Source organism: Microtetraspora malaysiensis (genome assembly GCF_001528665.1).
Classification (GTDB): Bacteria; Actinomycetota; Actinomycetes; order Streptosporangiales; family Streptosporangiaceae; genus Microtetraspora_A; species Microtetraspora_A malaysiensis.
Window position 1 is genome coordinate 34,555 of the sequence record NZ_BBYJ01000021.1, and the last position, 16,588, is coordinate 51,142.

A 16,588-nucleotide genomic window follows, 5' to 3' on the forward strand; every position below is an offset into this window, starting at 1 on the left:
CCTTTCATGGTGGGACTGGGGCAAACGTTGCCTATGGTACGGTCACGCCGTGGTATCCGAGGCCAAGAAACCCTCCGTGGCAGCCAAGTCGGCAAGGGCCGGGATGGGCGGCCTACTCCGCGGTTTCGTGAAGAATCCGGTGGTCGTCTCCCGCATCGTGGCGAGCAAGGTGAAGTCCGATCCGATGCGGGTCGCGCAGGCGGCGGCGGACGCGATGCCGCCGGCGGTGCGCCCCATCATCGGCAAAGTCGCCTGGCCCGCCGCCCGGTACGCCAAAGTCAAGGTGCGCAAGATCGTCCGCAGGATGGCCGACGGCCCCATGGAGGCGGCGAAGATCTACTTCGACGCCGGCCGGATGAGCGACGCCGTCAAGGTGCTCAGGCCGCACATGAGGTGGCCGTTCGTCCGCCGCAGGATCGCGTTCTACCAGGGCGAGATGGCCGCGATCGGCCCCAACCCGATCCCGCCGAAGCCCCAGGTGATCATGGGGACCCGGCACGAGGGCCGGATCCTCCACATGGTCACCAACGCCCTGCCGTACACGCAGGCGGGGTACACCGTGCGGACCCATCGCATCGTCACCGCGCAGCGCAAGGCCGGGCTCGACCCGCACGTCGTGACGAGCTGGGGCTGGCCGATGCTCCAGGGCCACACCGACGCCACGTCGTACGAGGAGATCGACGACATCCCCTACCACCGGCAGCTGCCCAGCGGGGGAGACCTGCCGTTCGAGACCCGAGGGCGGCTGATCCGCGGTGCCGCCCAGGTGACCGAGCTGGTCAGGAGGCTGCGCCCGCAGGTGCTGCACGCGGCCACCGACCACCGCAACGGCTCGGTCGCGCTCGCCGTACGCGAGCGGACGAGCACGCCGGTCGTCTACGAGGTGCGCGGCTTCCTTGAGGAGACCTGGGCCTCCAGGGACCCCAAGCGGGTGGGCACCGAGCGCCACATCATGCAGCGTGAGCGCGAGGCGTTCATCATGAACGAGGCGGACGCGGTCGTGACGCTGGCCGAGACCATGGCGGCCGAGATCGTCGAGCGCGGCGTGCCGCGCGAGCGGATCCACCTCGCGCCGAACGCGGTGGACGACTCGCTGCTGACCGTCGAGTACGACGGCGCGTCCTTCCGCAGGCAGTACGGCATCGGCGACAACGAGATCGTCATCGGCTCGGTGTCGAGCATCGTGGCCTACGAGGGGTTCGCCACGCTGCTGGACGCGGCGGCGCTGCTGCGGGACGCCGGCACGCCGGTCAGGGTCCTGCTGGTCGGCGACGGCGTCGAGCGGCCGAACCTGCTCCAGCAGGTCGAGCGGCTGCGCCTGCGCGACATCGCGATCCTGCCCGGCCGGGTGGGCCCGGACGAGGCACTCCAGGCCCAGGCGGCGATCGACATCTTCACCTGCCCGCGCGAGGACCTCCGGGTCTGCCGACTTGTTACGCCATTGAAACCCGTCGAGGCGATGGCGCTCGGCAAGCCGGTCGTTTTGAGCGATCTGCCCGCGCTTTCCGAACTTGTCGGCGGCGAGGGCGCCGGGATGTTGGTACGCGCCGGGGATCCCCGCGCGCTCGCCGACGCGGTGGCCGCGCTGCGTGACGATCCGGAGCGCCGCCGCGAGATGGGCGAGGCCGGGAAGGCCGAGGTCGCCGCAAAACGCACATGGAGCAGCCTCGCCCGGACATACCGCGCGATCTACCAATCTTTGACCTGATAATGGAAATGACGGGGACTTCGTATGTGCGGCATCAGGCACCGTTGGTGTCGACTTGAGATAGCCTTTGCCACCATGAAGTGTTGTTTCCGCCCCCAGGTCGCATCGTGAGCGAGCGAACCGGCTTCGACCTCACGGTCATCGGACTGGGATACGTAGGTATGCCGCTGGCCAAAGAGGCCACGGCGGCGGGCCTGCGGGTGGCCGGTCTGGACGTCGACCCCCGCAAGGTCGAGGCGCTGAACGCCGGTCAGTCCTACATCGACGACCTGACCGACGCCGACCTCGACGCGATGCTGGCCGGTGGGTTCACCGCCACCCTGGACGCCTCGGTGCTGGCCGAGTCGCGCACGATCGTCATCTGCGTGCCCACGCCGCTGGACGAGGACCACCGCCCCGACCTGTCGGCCGTCGAGGGCGCGACGCGTGCCGTCGCCCAGCACCTGCGGCCCGGCACCCTGGTCGTGCTGGAGTCCACCACCTGGCCCGGCACCACCGACGAGGTCGCGCGGCCGATCCTGGAGAGCGCCGGGCTCGCCGCCGGCACGGACTTCCACCTCGCCTTCTCGCCCGAGCGCATCGACCCGGGCAACACCAAGTACGGCCTGCGCAACACGCCCAAGGTGGTCGGCGGCTACACCGTCGCCTGCCGCGACCGCGCCGTCGCCTTCTACAGCCAGTTCGTGGAGTGGGTCGTCCCCGTCAGCGGCACCCGCGAGGCCGAGATGGCCAAGCTGCTGGAGAACACCTACCGTCACGTCAACATCGCCCTCGTCAACGAGATGGCGATCTTCTGTGACGAGCTCGGGGTCAACCTGTGGGAGGCCATCGAGGCCGCCTCCACGAAGCCGTTCGGCTTCCAGAAGTTCCTGCCCGGCCCCGGTGTCGGCGGGCACTGCATCCCGGTCGATCCGTCGTACCTCTCCTACACGGTCCGCAAGCTCGGCTACCCCTTCCGGTTCGTCGAGCTGGCCCAGGAGATCAACGAGCGGATGCCGTCGTACGTCGTGGCCCGCGCGCAGCGGCTGCTCAACCGCGCCCGCAAGCCGGTGAACGGCTCCCGGGTGCTGCTGCTCGGCGTCACCTACAAGCCCGACATCGCCGACGAGCGGGAGACCCCCGCCGTGCCCGTCGCCGAGGCGCTCCTCGAACTCGGCGCCGAGATCGTGTTCTGCGATCCGCACGTCAAGGAGTGGGCGGTCAAGGGCAACCAGATTCCCCGGGCGGACGACCTGGCCGCGGCGGTGGCCGACGCCGACGTCACGCTGCTGCTGCAGCAGCACTCGGCGTTCGACCTCGGCGTGGTGGAGGAACGGGCCCAGCTTGTGCTCGATACTCGCGGCGTTCTGGCCACGAGCGATCGCGTCGAGCGACTGTAGGAGGGTCCGCGCGTGCACGTGCTCGTCATGACGGTGGTGCATCACCCCGAGGACGCCCGGATCCTGCACCGCCAGATCCGCGCGCTCGTCGACGCCGGTCATGAGGTCACGTATGCCGCGCCGTACTCTGCGCGCGGGGTCGTCCCACGGTCCTGGGTCAACGGGGTGGATCTGCCGCGCGCCGCCGAGCGGCGCAGGTTCACGGCGGTCCGGGCCGCCCGCAAGCTGTTCAAGAGCATGCGAGACAAGATCGACCTCGCGCTCATCCACGACCCGGAGCTGCTGCTCGCCGTCGTCGGCGTACGCGGCCGCCCGCCGGTCGTCTGGGACGTCCACGAGGACACCCCGGCCACACTCTCCCTGAAGCCGTGGCTGCCCGCGTTCTTACGTCCGCCCACCCGGTTCCTGGCCCGGATGCTCGAAGGGGCCGCGGAACGCCGCCTGCGCCTGCTGCTCGCCGAGACGGCCTACGCGGGACGCTTCAAGCAGACGCACCTCGTCGTGCCCAACGAGACCTGGGTGCCCGACACCGTCAGCGCCCCCGGGGACGACCGGGTGGTCTACCTCGGCTGGCTGTCCGAGGCGCGCGGTGTACGCGAGGCCGTCGAGGTGGGCCGGCTGCTCCAGCCGTACCGGGTGGTCGTCGAGCTCATCGGCTACGCCGACCCGCAGAGCCGTCCGCTGCTGAACCAGGCGGTCGCCGAGGGCGTGCTCGAATGGCGCGACTTCATGCCCAACGACGAGGCGCTCAAGCGGCTGGACGGCGCGCTCGCCGGCCTCTCGCTCCTGCACGACGAGCCCAACTACCGGCACTCCATGCCCACCAAGATCGTGGAGTACATGGCGCACGGCATCCCCGTGATCACCACGCCGTCCCCGCGCGCGGTCGATCTGGTCGAGCGCTACCGCTCCGGCCTCGTCGTCCCGTGGCAGGACCCGCAGGCGGTGGCCCGGGCCGTCCTCTTCCTCCGGGACAACGCGGCGGAGCGGCACGCCATCGGCGGCCGCGGCTACACGGCCGCGCGGGCCAACCATCACTGGCCGAACTCCGCCCGCCGCTTCGTCACCCAGCTCGAAGAGTGGGCGGGCGTCCGGCGCTGACCGTCCCCGCCGACGGGCGGATTCGATTTATCCGGTCCTGAAACGATGGGCGGTAGTGTCCTGAAGGTGCGCTGGCTCACATTGCTCCTGGGCGTCGCGATTCTCGCCGGTGTCGCCTCCGTAGTGATCGTCATGCGGCACGACCAGCCCTCCTCCAAGGTCGCCGGAGTCGGCCGCACCACGCCCGCGACACCGCCGGGCTCCCCGGGACCGCTCACCCCGACGGCCAGCGCGTTCACCGACCCCTGCGGCACGTTCGACACCACGACACCCGCGCCGTACGCGGTGAGCGGGTACTGGCTCGTGCCGACGGCAGACCGCTGCACCTGGCGGCGCCAGCTTCAGGCCATCCACAAGGTCGGCGGCGACACCGTGGTCCGGCTCGGCTTCGGCCTGTCGCCGCGCCAGGTGAACTACCAGACCGGCGAAATCAAGGACAAGAACGGTGAGGGCCCCGACACGCGGTACGCCACCTGCGTGGAGGACGGCGTCCCCTGCGTGAAGGCGGCCGAGAAGGACCTGCAGGCGGCCAACCCCGGCAACCGGATCACCTGGACGTACGTCTACCGCACCGACGAGCAGTACGGCGACGGGATCTTCCGCTGCCCCACGATGGAACGGAAGATCGTCGTCGGCAAGTCCGTGTTCTACCGGCTGGTCGCCCCCGATGACGGTTCCGACGACGCGACCTGCGACTTCTCGTCCAAGGGGCGCAACTATCACGTGATCATCGTGTCGGCCGGAGCCGAGGACAGCCTGACCGAGTTGCTGGACCTCGGAGACCAGTTCGGCATCCAGGTCTTCCCCGCGCTGCCGCTCGCCCCGCGCGACCCCGCCAACAGCACCCGGGCCGACCCGCGCCACATCGGCACGCTGACCACCCTCACCCGGCGCATCGTGCAGGACTACGGCGCCCGGTTCGCCGACCGGCAGTCACTCGGCGGCGTCTACCAGCCGTTCGAACTGCAACTTCGCGACTGGCCCGACCCGTCCAAGGTCCAGACCCTCACGGTCTACGCCGAGCAGCACCGCATCGTCGAGCAGGAGCTGCCGGGCAAGCCCATCCTGATCAGCCCGTACATCGACGGCCGCCGCAACCAGAAGTTCACCGCCACGCCGAAGCAGGTGGCCCAGGGCTTCAAGGACCTCGCCAAGACCGGCGTGGAGATCATCGCCCCGCAGGACGGACGGGGCACCGGCAAGGTCGGCCTCTTCTGGCCCAACTGGAAGAACAAGCAGGTCGACGACCAGCTCAAGATCGTTAACGGCGTGGGCGACAGCACGTACGCGGCCGCGTACTACGGCGGCACGCGCGACTACTACCGGGAGATGGCGCAGGCGAGGGAGGAACTCGCCTCCGAAGGCGTACAGGTTCAGCTCTGGGCCAACGTGGAGGCGTTCGAGCCGTCCACGCCGGAGCAGTCGGGCACCCCGAAGTGCGGCAGCCAGGTCCGCAGCCGTACCACCAAGCCCCGCCTCGACACCCAGGTGACGCTGGCCGGCCCGTACGTGTCGAAAGTCATCTCGTACATGTGGAGCGACTTCTTCACCTGCGGCTCGCCGTCGCTGTCCGAGGAGATCATCCAGGACTGGGACCGCCCGATCGCCGTCCAGGCGGTCCGGCAGGCCCGGCAGATCCAGGAGGGTCTGGAGGTCCGCGGCTACCACCTCGCCTCGGCCAAGCTCACGCTGAGCTGGCCCGGCATCGACACCCCTCGGGTCGTCGACTCGGCCTCGGTCGGCTGGCACGACACCACCCCGATCGAGAACCTCCCGTACGGAATCGAGAAGGTCTGGATCCCGGTCGACTGGGCGACGGTGCCGGCGGACGTGTGGGTCCGCGTCGAGGTGAGCTCCCCTGACGGCCGCAAGGCCGCCGAGCCCGTCTACTACAAGAACGCCGGCTGAGGCCGGGCCCCGCCGCACCGCCCGGTCCGTGTGGCGCCGTCCGGAAGCTCCGGTCCGCTCTCTCGCCTGTCGTGAGGGCGGCCGTTGTCTCTGGTGGTTTCGGGCTGTGAGGGGGTGTATTCCCCGGACCCTCGGAGGTCGCTGGCATGGTGGATTAACGTGAGACCCATGAGGGGCGAATATCGGGCCGCTTCCATGGCCGTGCTCGCGAACTGGTTGGCTCACCACTCCGATGAGGAAACGCGCTGGCGCCTGGTCGCCGAGTTCCTTGAGGAGTACCGGCACGAGTCGCCGGTGACGAGACTCGTTTTGTTGGCGACGGAACCGTCAGACGTGGGAGATCCCCGATGGGATGTCTTCCTTGCGGCTCTCGCCGAGTATCTCGCTGCGAAGGATGGGCATGCGGGTCCTCCTTGGGCCGAGTCACGGAGACTTCGTCAGTTCTGGTTCCCGTTCAACACCCCCGCTGCCCGGGTGGACGCCTTCGTTCATGCGCCGGCTTCGTTCCGCCGCCGTGGAGTGTTCATCCACCCACAGGAGCTGGAAGTGGCATGACCAGTGATTCTCCCCTTCTCGACCGGTCCGCGATCGAGAACGCCTTCAAACGTCTCGGTGATCGCCTCGCGCGTCGTGGAGTCGTCGCCGATCTCTATGTCTTCGGCGGCGCAGCGATGGCGTTGGCCTACGATGCTCGTCGATCCACTCGGGACATCGACGCTGTCTTCGAGCCGCATGGCATCGTTCTGGACGAAGCCCGAGCGGTCGCATCCGAGCTCGGTCTGCCGCCATGGTGGCTCAACGAACAGGCCAGCGCGTGGCCCCCAGAGGGGATGACTCGGCACAACGGGTCTTCGATCATCCGGGACTGCGCGTGTCCGCGGCATCGCAGGAGCATCTGCTCGCGATGAAGGTCCTGGCGGCTCGCCGACGGGATGCCGGTGACATTCGTGCTCTCGTCGAGCGTTTGGAACTCGGCTCGGCTGGCGATGTCCTCAGGCTGTGTGCCGAGATCTTCCCTGACGAACCCGTTCCAGACAGGGCTCGTCTCATATTGGAGGACCTGTTCGGGGAAGGCTGAGGCCATTCGCTTCCGCGGTTCTCCGCTCTCTCGCCTGTCGTGAGGGCGGCCGCGTCTGATCCGGGGCATCTCAGTGATCGAATCGAGGGATACCGGGGTGGGTGCGTTCAGGTAGCGTTCTGTACATGATCCCGCGTATCCCCGTCAGCGTGGATCTCGTCGTGCTCACGGTGAGGTCGCAGGCGCTCTGCGCGCTGGTCTGGCGGCGGGACAGGCCCCCGTACGAAGGGTGCTGGGCGCTGTCCGGGGGGTTCATCCAGCTCGACGAGGACCTTCCGGCCGCCGCCGCCCGGGTGCTCGCGGAGCGCGCCGGACTTCCGGGCGCCCCCGTCCATCTGGAGCAGCTCCAGACGTACGGATATCCGGACCGCGACCCCCGGCAGCGCGTGGTCAGCGTGGCCTATCTGGGGCTCGCGCCCGATCTGCCGGCCTCGACCGAGGCGCACATGAGCTGGCAGTCGGTCGACTCGCTGACCCGCATGGCGTTCGACCACCGGCGCATCATGCTCGACGGCATCGAGCGGGCCAGGGCCAAGCTGGAGTACAGCCCGCTGGGCGCCGCGTTCTGCCCGCCGCAGTTCACGGTGGCGGAGCTGCGCCGCGTGTACGAGATCGTGTGGGGCAGGCCCCTGGATCCGCGCAACTTCCACCGCAAGGTCACCAAGACCGAGGGCTTCCTGATCCCCACGGGCGAGACCACCACCCGTGACGGGGGACGTCCGGCGATGCTCTACCGGCGCGGCCCCGCCCTCGTCCTGCACCCGCCGATGCTCCGCATCTAGTAGATGCGCCGCATCAGCTTGGGTTTGCCCTGTTTCGTGGGGGCATGCCGATCAAGGTCCCACCACTGGTCGGCGTGATCGCTTCACACTCTGCGTGTGGCTGAACGGGTTCGCGTACGTGAGATCGATGACGATGAAGGCAACCGGCTGCTGCGGATCGTACGGCGCGGCAGCGGGTCGGTGGTGACCTGGCGGCGAGCGCAGCTGGTGCTCCTGTCTGCCCAGGGCATGTCTGTCGCGAAGATCGCGCAGTGGCTTCACCAGCAAAGACTGGGTCCGGGACGTGATCCATAACTTCAATACCGATGGATTCGACTCGCTGTATCCCAAGTACAAGGGCGGCCGGGCACCGACGTTCACGCTGCCGCAACGTCGCCGCGTTAAACGTGGGCAAGGGCAAGATGTACGGGCACATCAAGAAACGCAAGCGACGCGGCGAGCTCACCCTCAACGGCACCGACCATGCCAGCCACCGCGAGCAGGGCAGCATGATCCGCCGCTACATCGCCTGGCGAAACCGCAACACCGACAACCCCCGCCTACGCCGGATCGTGAAGAAGGCAAACGTCGCCTGACGGTGCTAGCTGGGGCCGAGTGTCCAGGGGAGTTCGAAGAGTTCGAACAGGCCTGGGTCGCGGAACGCGACGATGTGTGTAATCCCCGCGGTGGAGATCGAGAGGACCATCACCGCGTGTACGTGATGAACGCCGTCCGGCCCACGCTGATACATGGCGACCGCGGGCTGCCCGTTGGCCGCGGTCGCCGTCATCCGGAAGACACCTGGCACGGTGAGAACCCTGGACCCGAAGAAGCGGCCGATGGCCTGGCGGCCGGCGAACCAGGATGGGGTGGGCGGCATCTCCAGGACGGCGTCCTCGGTCAGCAGCCCCATCAGGGCGGTGACGTCGGCGTTCTCGAAGGCCGCGACATAGCGATCCAGCAGGTCCCGCTGGTGCGTGCCGGAGGCGTCGGTCGTATCGTCTTCGGAGGGTGCCACCTGGCCGAGCTGGGCTCGAGCGCGTTGTAGGACGCTCTTGACCGCGGGGACGGAGATGCCGAGCAACTCGGCCACCTCGGCCGCGCGCAGCGCCAGTACGTCACGCAGGATGAGGACAGCGCGCTGGCGCGGGGGCAGATACTGCAGGGCCGCGATCAGGGCGAGCCGCAGGCTTGCCCGCGCCGCGACGATCGTGGCGGGGTCGTCCGAGCCGGGATGAACCAGCCGGTCGGGAAAGGGCTGTAGCCAGATCACCTCAGGTGGCGGCGCCAGAGGCCCTTCCGGAGCGTCGGAGGGACCGCCGAGACCTGACGGCAACGGCCGGCGCTTGCGGTGTTCGAGTGCGGTGAGGCAGACGTTGGTCGCGATCCGATAGAGCCAGGTGCGCAGCGACGCCCGGCCTTCGAACGTCTCGTACGAGCGCCACGCGCGCAGATAGGTCTCCTGGACGAGGTCTTCGGCGTCGTGGACCGAACCGAGCATGCGGTAGCAGTAGGCCAGGAGCTCCGGCCGGTATGGGTGGGTCAGCCGTGCGAAGGCGTCGTCGTCCGGCGTCACGGTCTCCCCGGCCGGTCCACCGGGGCGAGGCCACCCGCCGCCCGCTGGGCCGAACACCTCGAACGGGATATCGAGGCGGAGTTCCCGCGGCCTCCCTGCGGGTGCTTCGACGGGATCATCGCCCGCCAGATTATCGACTTCGACGTGGGTCTGGCTCATCTACGTCACCGTCCGGTACCGGGCCGGGCGGCCAACTCGACGATCTGCACGTAGTTTCCGACCGGATCCTCCACCGTCGCGATGAGGCCCGGGCCGAAGTGCTCCACCGGGCGGATCCACCGCGTGACGCCCAGCGTCTTCAGGTGGGCCACGACCGCCCCGATGTCGTCGACGTAGAAGTTGATCAGAATCCGGCCGGGCTCCCGCGTGTTCTGTTCGAGATCGTCGCGGCGGTCGAAGATCAACCGCCCGCCGCCCATCGTCAGGACGGTGCTCGGCTCGGCCGACGGCGCGAACGCTGCGCGGTACCAGGCGCTGAGCCGCTCCGGGTCGTCGCTGCCCAGCACCAGGCCGCCCAGCCGGACCCCCCTCGTCTCCGCCATGATCGGTCCTCCTCGGACGTCATCGGTATACCGTCACACCTATCGACTCGGCGATCCGCCGAAAGGAATCGGCGAAGGCGTCCGCCGGATCTTTCGTACTACCCGGCGGACTCATCCCATCGGCCAGATCATGGCGGCCATCGCCGCGGCCATGAGCGCGTGAGCCAGGTGGGAGATCCTGTCGGCGGCGCCCGGTGCGGTGCCACCGGAACCGGGGCGCAGGCCGCGTAACAGGAACCACACTCCGGTTCCCGCGAGCACAAGGATGAGTGTCCACCGCAGCGGCATGGGCTCGATCATCATCATTCGGTGGCTCCCCTGGTTCGAGACCGAGCGGTGACGCCTCGGTTTTGAGGCGCCACCGGCCCTGCCGTCAACGGCTCAGTGGTGGGCGTGGTGAGAGTGGTCTGCTTCGCTGCCGTACGTGTCGTGGTAGGGGATCTCGTTGACGTAGCGCCGCCGGCCGCGTGGGGTCAGGTCGAGATAGTGGTAGGTGCTCATCATGACCTCGGTGCCCCGCCCGTACGTCGAGTAGGTGTGGAAGACGGCGTCGTCCTCGTGGACGAAGACACTCAGGCCCTGCCCGTCGCCGTGCAGCCGGTACGCCGCGTCCCGCGCGAGGGTCGCTTTGTCCTTGTAGTTGTACTCGACGGGAGCGACGGACTCGTCGTTCGTCACGTGGAAGTCGTAATTGAAGCCGGTCCCGGCGGAGGAATACCACGGGATCGTCCATTCCATCCGCGCCCGAAATCTCTCGAGCTTGGCGAGCGGCGCGCGGGAGACGAGCACGAGCGTGGTGTCCTCGGCATGCAGGTGCTCCAGACGGCCCACGCTGTCGATCGTGAACGAGCAACTCGGGCAGCCGTTCTCCCAGCCCGGGTGGAACATGAAGTGGTACACGAGGAGCTGGTGACGGCCCTCGAACAGGTCGACGAGATTCACCTTGCCGGTCGGACCTTCGAACACGTAATCCTTGTCGACCCTGACCATCGGCAGCTCAGCGCGGCGCGCGGTCACCGCGTCCTGCGCCCGCATGACCTCCTTCTCCTGTGCGAGTAGCTTCAGCCGAGCTGCCAGCCACTCCTCGCGGGACACCACCTGCGGAAGAACCATGACTCTCTCCATTCGTGACGTGTGAAGGCTCACACCTATCGACTCGGCGATCCGCCGAAAGGAATCGGTGGCCAACAGGGCCTCGTCGCTCGGGGCGCAGCGTGGCTGGGTTCATCAGGACGGCGTAGGCGCGGGCTTGGCGCTCCGTGTTGCGGAAGATGTGGGTGCCGCCCTGGGCGACGCGACGGGGCAAACCTTGCCAGTCACGGCACTAGGCACTGCGACCAGGAGCGTCCAGGAAGTAGCCCGAAATCCGTTTCGGGCCTTGTGGGGAGGACGTCTACCCGTGAGCTCGCCCGGGGCGACCGGGTTTCGGGGATGGCCACGTCCCAGGCGGAGGTGGTTCACCAGGGCGTGGTCTATGACCTGGAGGTGGGCACCATGCGTAGGGAGTCCCTGATGTGCGCGCGAGCCATCGTCGCCCACGTCGCCTGATCGACGGCTCACCTGCCCGCCCCGGAAGGTCAAGTACCGCCCGACGCTGTGATGCGGCGAAAGGGGAGGCGGGCCCCGATCGGGCTCCCGGAACCTCCGAGCTTGTGATGTGGGACGACGCCGCGGCGTATCTCGCCGGATCAGACGCGCGTAGGGCGACCGTGCTGTGCGGCACGGTCGCCCTTGGGCCCTCGATTCGATCATTGAGGCGCCCCTTGCCATCCGGCGAGACACACCTGAGGGATCAGGCGGGTTTGGTCAGCCGGACCTCAAGGGTGATGCCGTCGGCCCGGACGTCGCAGGTGCGGAAGGCGCTCTCGGCGGCGAGACGCTCGAACTGGGCCCGTGAGTAGGCGCGGCGTTTGAGCATTGTCAGCGGCACCCTGGTCAGTACGGAGTTCAGCCGGTTGAGCTCCATTCTTCTGACCTCCTCGCCGATGTCGGCCCCGGACGCGTCCCGGTTCAGGTCGTGGATCACCGCTGTGCCGCCGCCCCGGAGGACCCGGTGCATCTCGTCCATGGCGCGGACGGGCCGTCCGAAGTTCTTGAAGGCGGCCTGGCAGACGACCAGGTCGAAGGACGCGTCGTCGAAGGGCAGGTCGGCGGCGTCGCCCTGCTCGATCCGGACGGACACGCCGGCGCGGCGGGCCCGCTCGCTCGCGATCTCCACGAACGTGTGGCTCATGTCGAGCCCGGTCACCTCGAACCCGAGCCGCGCCATCTCGACGGCCAGGTAGCCGGGCCCCGGGGCCACCTCCAGTACGGCGGCTCCGCCGGGCAGGCTCGCCGTGAGCTGCGCGGCGTATCGCCGGACGGCGGCAACTTGGGGGGCCGAGCCGCGCTGGCGGGCGTACCAGCGCGCCATCGCTCCCTCGATCCCCATGGCCTGGGAGCGGGTGGTGTGTGTCTTCTCCATGTTCCCTCCGGTTTCGGATGTTCTTCCGAACCGGCCCGGGAAAGAGCCCGACTATTCTTACCGGTGCCACCTCGTGGCCGGGCTGCGTTCCGCAGGTTCGGTTCGAGGGCTCCCCGGCGGTCGTGTTGGCGCACGCCGCCGGGGTCGTCTTTTTCGGGGTCAGTCCGTGACGGCGCCCCTTTCCGCGAGTTCGGCGATCTCGGGCGGCCGCCGGCCCTTCTCGTGCCAGTCGCGCCACAGCGCGAGGTCGGGAAACGTCCCGGAGGCGAGTTCGTCGAGCAGGGACCGGGTCCAGGCCAGCTCGGCCTCCCGGATGGCGAGGTCGTACTCCGCCTCCACGAGGAACAGCCGGGGGACCTCCCGGAGGTACGCGGCCAGCGACTCCCGCTGTCCGGCGACCTCCGCCTCCAGCAGGCCCACGCGCCGCCGGAGCAGACTCGTCACCTCGTCGGGCGGGAGTACGCCGCAGACAGAGAGCGCGGCCTCGAACTTCGGCTGCTCCCGCTCCGGTGTCGCGAGAAGGTCCCGGACCCAGTCGGCCAGTTCCGCCCGCCCGGCCTCGGTGATGCGGTAGATCGTGCGCTCGGGGTGCCCGCTGTCGCGGACGCTGTCGGTCACTTCGAGGAACCCGTGCTTCTCCAAGTTGCGCACGACCGTGTAGAGCGAGCCCCACTTGACGTCCATGTCCCGGTCCTTGCCGCGGGCGCGCATCAGGGAGGCCATCTCGTACGGGTGCATCGGCCTTTCCACGACCGTCGCGAGCACGGCCAGGCCGAGCATGTTGTTCACTTTGCGGCGCTTGGCCACTTGGCACCCCCTGCTACTCGTACGCGAGTATACGTCTGCGAGTACCCCGGCACAACGCATAGAGTCCACCGACATGACCGTCGTGCGTTCTGTGCTCCTGTTCGTCCTGGCCGCGGTGCTGGAGATCGGTGGAGCCTGGCTGGTGTGGCAGGGCACCCGTGAGAGCCGCGGCTGGGCGTGGATCGGCGCCGGAGTGATCGCGCTCGGCCTGTACGGATTCGTCGCCACGCTCCAGCAGGACGCCAACTTCGGGCGCATCCTGGCGGCGTACGGCGGGGTGTTCGTGGCGGGCTCGCTCGCGTGGGGCATGGCGATGGACGGCTACCGGCCGGACCGGTTCGACGTCATCGGAGCCCTGATCTGCCTCGCCGGGGTCGCTGTGATCATGTACGCGCCGCGAGGCGGCTGACGCCGAAAACCCGACAACCGACCGCTTTGTTAGGTTTGTCCGCTATGGGGACAGCTCGGGTGGCGATCAGGTACGGCGGACGGGACGACGTCGAGGCGGTGCTCCGCTTCTGGGCTGAGGCGGCCGAGGGCACCGATCGGCACGACGACGCGGACAAGGTCGTCCAGCTTGTCGAGCGTGACCCGGAAGCGCTGCTGATCGCCGAAATCGACGGGAGCCTGGTCGGCACGCTCATCGCCGGGTGGGACGGCTGGCGGGCCCATCTCTACCGGCTCGCCGTGGACCCCGGGCACCGGCGCATGGGCATCGGCTCCCGCCTGATCGAGGCGGCGGAGGACCGGTTCCGGACGTTCGGGGCCTTCCGCGCGGACGCGATGGTCCTGCACGACAACGAGCTCGCCCATCGGGCCTGGTCGGCGTCCGGCTACGGGCGGCAGCCCCAATGGGGCCGCTGGGTGAAGCACCTGGTCTGAAAGGCGGGGACATTCCCGCGGCGTCCCCCGCGCGGGTCTCGTCCGGGTCCGTACGGTCTTACACAGGGTGGCACTGAGGCAAGACCGCGCCACATCCGCGGGCTTCGTCAGGGGTGGATCGGCGCCGGGTTCTTAGCGTTGGCCACGTGATCGAGACGACGGACGGCCTCGCCGCGCTGACGCGGTGCCGTGCAGTACCCCGCTCTCAGTAGGGTTAATGCTGCACAAAGGCACAGATTTGAGGAGGACGAGCATGACGACGCCGCGCTTCCGGGCCGTACTCGACACCATGCCCGCGTACAAGCCGGGCAAGGTCGTCGTCGGGCCTGACGGCAAGTCGTTCAAGCTGTCCTCGAACGAGAGCCCGTTCGGGCCGCTGCCGAGCGTGCGCGAGGCGATCGCCGAGGCGGCCGCGGAGATCCACCGCTACCCGGACCCGGCCTCGGTCGCGCTCACGGAGGCGCTCGCCGAGCGGTTCGCGGTGCCGTGCGAGCACGTCGCGCTCGGCGCGGGCTCGGTGACGCTGGCGCAGCAGCTCTTCGAGACCGTCGGAGAGCCGGGCGCCGAGGTGATCTACGCGTGGCGGTCCTTCGAGGCGTATCCGCTGCTCGCCGACCTGTCCGGGGCGGCCTCGGTCCAGGTGCCGCTCAAGGACGAGGCGCACGACCTCGACGCGATGGCGGAGGCGATCACCGACGCCACCCGCATGATCCTCGTCTGCAACCCGAACAACCCGACCGGCACGGTCAAGCGCACGGCCGAGCTGGTGGAGTTCCTCGACCGCGTCCCGAGTGACGTGCTGGTGATCCTCGATGAGGCCTACTGCGAGTACGTCCGCGACGAGGACGTCCCCGACGGCCTGGCGCTCTACCGCGACCGCCCCAACGTCGCCGTCCTGCGCACGTTCTCCAAGGCGTACGGGCTGGCCGGGCTGCGGGTGGGCTACCTGATCGGGCACGAGCCCGTGGTCGCCGCCGCGCGCAAGACCATGGTGCCGTTCGCGATCAACCGCATCGCGCAGGTCGCCGCCGTCGCGTCCCTCAAGGCGGAGGGCGAGCTGCTGGAGCGGGTCGAGACCGTGGTGAAGGAACGTACCCGGGTCAGGGAGACGCTGATCGCCCAGGGGTGGACGATCCCGCCCACCGAGGCCAACTTCGTGTGGATGCGCCTCGGCGACCGGAGCTCCGCGTTCGCCGAGCTCTGCGCCGGGTCCGGCGTGGCCGTGCGGCCCTTCGGCGCCGAAGGCGTCCGGATCTCCATCGGCGACCGGGAGGCCAACGACGCCTTCCTCGCCGCCGCCGAGGCGTTCGGCGCCTGACGCGGCACCTGACGCGGCACCTGAGAGGCGCCCAGGAGGCGCCGAGGTTCGCTGAGAGGCGCCAGAGGGACGCCGGGGGACCGGCGGGCGGGGCCCCACACCCCGCCGCCGTCCATCGATCAGCTCGGCGCCGCCTCCACCTCGGGCACGGCCTGGGCGGCCCGGCTACGGCGCTCGGTGGACACCACCAAAGCGACGCCGATCACGATCAGGCCGCCGGCGCCGAGCATGGCCGCCGTGACGCTCTCCCCGACCACGGCCACCCCGAGCAGCACCGCCACGACCGGGTTCACGTACGCGTACGTGGACACGAGCGAGATGGGCGCGTTGCCGAGCAGCCAGACGTACGACGTGAAGCCGATCAGCGAGCCCACCAGGATCAGGTAGGCGAGCGCCGCCCAGGACCGGCCGCTGACGGCGGCCAGGTCCAGGCGCTCGCCCAGGCCGGTTCCGATGATCAGCAGACCGACGCCGCCGACGGCCATCTCCACCGTGCTCGCCACGAACGGGTCACGCGGCATGGGGATGCGCCCCGACAGGAAGGAGCCGATCGACCACGACAGCGACGCCACCAGGATGATGACCACGCCGACGGAGTCCGATCCGGTGCCGCCGCCCAGCGAGATCCCCGCCACGCCGACGAACCCGATGAACACTCCGGCGAGCGTGAGCGCCTGCGGCCGGTCGCGGAACACCGTACGCAGCATGACCAGCCAGAGCGGGACCGACGCGACCAGGAGGGCCGCCAGCCCGCTGCCGATGTGCTGCTCGGCCACCGCGACCATGCCGTTCCCGGCGGTCAGCAGCAGCAGGCCGACCAGGGCGGCCCCGCCCAGTTCCCGTCCGGTGACACGGAACGGCTCCCGCCCCTTGCGGAGCAGCAGCACCACGCCGAGGATCAGCGCGGCCGTGATGAAGCGCAGGCCGCCGCTCACCATGCTGGGCAGGGTCTCGATGGCGATGCGGATGCCGAGGTACGTCGATCCCCACACGATGTAGACCGTCGCCAACGCCAGCCAGACCCGCATGCCATGAGTGTTCTTCCCCATGGCTCCTTACAATAG

The 16,588-nt window shown here is 69.1% G+C and carries 19 protein-coding genes; 12 read left to right on the forward strand and 7 right to left on the reverse strand.

Annotated features, from left to right (window positions below; translation table 11 throughout):
- Positions 1 to 127 precede the first annotated feature (127 nt).
- From AWQ71_RS26415 to AWQ71_RS43365, 8 genes are all read left to right on the forward strand, one after another.
- Positions 128 to 1,708 (forward strand): glycosyltransferase family 4 protein, encoded by a 1,581-nt coding sequence (locus AWQ71_RS26415; protein WP_245658474.1) that lies wholly within the window; start codon positions 128 to 130, stop codon positions 1,706 to 1,708.
- A gap of 107 nt (positions 1,709 to 1,815) precedes the next feature.
- Positions 1,816 to 3,087, forward strand: a complete 1,272-nt coding sequence (locus AWQ71_RS26420; RefSeq protein ID WP_281196257.1) for a nucleotide sugar dehydrogenase — start codon at positions 1,816 to 1,818, stop codon at positions 3,085 to 3,087.
- A 12-nt stretch (positions 3,088 to 3,099) separates the two neighbouring features.
- Entirely contained in the window at positions 3,100 to 4,188 is a 1,089-nt protein-coding gene (locus tag AWQ71_RS26425; protein WP_174550765.1) for a glycosyltransferase, read from the forward strand.
- 66 nt (positions 4,189 to 4,254) lie between these two features.
- Positions 4,255 to 6,096 (forward strand): DUF4434 domain-containing protein, encoded by a 1,842-nt coding sequence (locus AWQ71_RS26430; RefSeq protein ID WP_067137963.1) that lies wholly within the window; start codon positions 4,255 to 4,257, stop codon positions 6,094 to 6,096.
- A gap of 168 nt (positions 6,097 to 6,264) precedes the next feature.
- Positions 6,265 to 6,651, forward strand: a complete 387-nt coding sequence (locus AWQ71_RS26435; protein WP_067137786.1) for a hypothetical protein — start codon at positions 6,265 to 6,267, stop codon at positions 6,649 to 6,651.
- Positions 6,648 to 7,004, forward strand: coding sequence for a DUF6036 family nucleotidyltransferase (locus tag AWQ71_RS41970; protein WP_157570585.1), 357 nt, complete (start codon positions 6,648 to 6,650; stop codon positions 7,002 to 7,004). The genes AWQ71_RS26435 and AWQ71_RS41970 overlap by 4 nt, the downstream gene beginning before the upstream one ends.
- 295 nt (positions 7,005 to 7,299) lie before the next feature.
- On the forward strand, positions 7,300 to 7,956 hold the full coding sequence (locus AWQ71_RS26445) for an NUDIX hydrolase (protein WP_067137789.1): 657 nt from the start codon (positions 7,300 to 7,302) through the stop codon (positions 7,954 to 7,956).
- A 386-nt stretch (positions 7,957 to 8,342) separates the two neighbouring features.
- Positions 8,343 to 8,531 carry a hypothetical protein gene (locus AWQ71_RS43365; protein WP_067137791.1) on the forward strand — a complete coding sequence of 63 codons (189 nt, stop codon included), beginning with the start codon at positions 8,343 to 8,345 and terminating at the stop codon, positions 8,529 to 8,531.
- Positions 8,532 to 8,536: 5 nt separating this feature from the next.
- Here AWQ71_RS43365 and AWQ71_RS26455 read toward each other — a convergent pair whose 3' ends face one another.
- From AWQ71_RS26455 to AWQ71_RS26470, 4 genes are all read right to left on the reverse strand, one after another.
- A complete protein-coding gene (locus tag AWQ71_RS26455; RefSeq protein ID WP_084259314.1) occupies positions 8,537 to 9,670 on the reverse strand; it encodes a sigma-70 family RNA polymerase sigma factor in 1,134 nt (377 codons plus the stop codon).
- Between the two features lie 5 nt (positions 9,671 to 9,675).
- Complete coding sequence (locus AWQ71_RS26460) at positions 9,676 to 10,053, reverse strand: VOC family protein (RefSeq protein WP_067137796.1); 378 nt, start codon at positions 10,051 to 10,053, stop codon at positions 9,676 to 9,678.
- A 111-nt stretch (positions 10,054 to 10,164) separates the two neighbouring features.
- Positions 10,165 to 10,359, reverse strand: coding sequence for a hypothetical protein (locus AWQ71_RS26465; RefSeq protein ID WP_067137798.1), 195 nt, complete (start codon positions 10,357 to 10,359; stop codon positions 10,165 to 10,167).
- A 75-nt stretch (positions 10,360 to 10,434) separates the two neighbouring features.
- Positions 10,435 to 11,166: a DUF899 domain-containing protein gene (locus AWQ71_RS26470; RefSeq protein ID WP_067137800.1), complete on the reverse strand. Its 732-nt coding sequence runs from the start codon at positions 11,164 to 11,166 to the stop codon at positions 10,435 to 10,437.
- A 267-nt stretch (positions 11,167 to 11,433) separates the two neighbouring features.
- On the opposite strand from AWQ71_RS26470, the gene AWQ71_RS40575 reads away from it, so the two are divergent.
- Complete coding sequence (locus tag AWQ71_RS40575; RefSeq protein WP_281196258.1) at positions 11,434 to 11,601, forward strand: phosphotransferase-like protein; 168 nt, start codon at positions 11,434 to 11,436, stop codon at positions 11,599 to 11,601.
- Positions 11,602 to 11,845: 244 nt separating this feature from the next.
- Here the strand turns inward: AWQ71_RS40575 and AWQ71_RS26475 are convergent, their stop codons facing one another.
- A complete protein-coding gene (locus AWQ71_RS26475; protein ID WP_067137801.1) occupies positions 11,846 to 12,517 on the reverse strand; it encodes a class I SAM-dependent methyltransferase in 672 nt (223 codons plus the stop codon).
- A gap of 159 nt (positions 12,518 to 12,676) precedes the next feature.
- Positions 12,677 to 13,324, reverse strand: coding sequence for a PadR family transcriptional regulator (locus AWQ71_RS26480; RefSeq protein WP_067137802.1), 648 nt, complete (start codon positions 13,322 to 13,324; stop codon positions 12,677 to 12,679).
- Positions 13,325 to 13,397: 73 nt separating this feature from the next.
- Between AWQ71_RS26480 and AWQ71_RS26485 the strand changes: the two genes are divergently transcribed.
- The 3 genes from AWQ71_RS26485 to hisC all read left to right on the forward strand — a co-directional run bounded on the left by AWQ71_RS26485 (position 13,398) and on the right by hisC (position 15,524).
- Positions 13,398 to 13,733: a YnfA family protein gene (locus AWQ71_RS26485; RefSeq protein ID WP_066934578.1), complete on the forward strand. Its 336-nt coding sequence runs from the start codon at positions 13,398 to 13,400 to the stop codon at positions 13,731 to 13,733.
- Between the two features lie 44 nt (positions 13,734 to 13,777).
- Positions 13,778 to 14,206 (forward strand): GNAT family N-acetyltransferase, encoded by a 429-nt coding sequence (locus AWQ71_RS26490; protein WP_157570586.1) that lies wholly within the window; start codon positions 13,778 to 13,780, stop codon positions 14,204 to 14,206.
- A gap of 253 nt (positions 14,207 to 14,459) precedes the next feature.
- The gene (gene hisC, locus AWQ71_RS26495) at positions 14,460 to 15,524 is read left to right on the forward strand and encodes a histidinol-phosphate transaminase (RefSeq protein WP_067137805.1); all 1,065 of its coding nucleotides are present in this window, start codon (positions 14,460 to 14,462) and stop codon (positions 15,522 to 15,524) included.
- Between the two features lie 119 nt (positions 15,525 to 15,643).
- Here hisC and AWQ71_RS26500 read toward each other — a convergent pair whose 3' ends face one another.
- Positions 15,644 to 16,573 (reverse strand): EamA family transporter, encoded by a 930-nt coding sequence (locus AWQ71_RS26500; RefSeq protein ID WP_067137807.1) that lies wholly within the window; start codon positions 16,571 to 16,573, stop codon positions 15,644 to 15,646.
- Positions 16,574 to 16,588 lie beyond the last annotated feature (15 nt).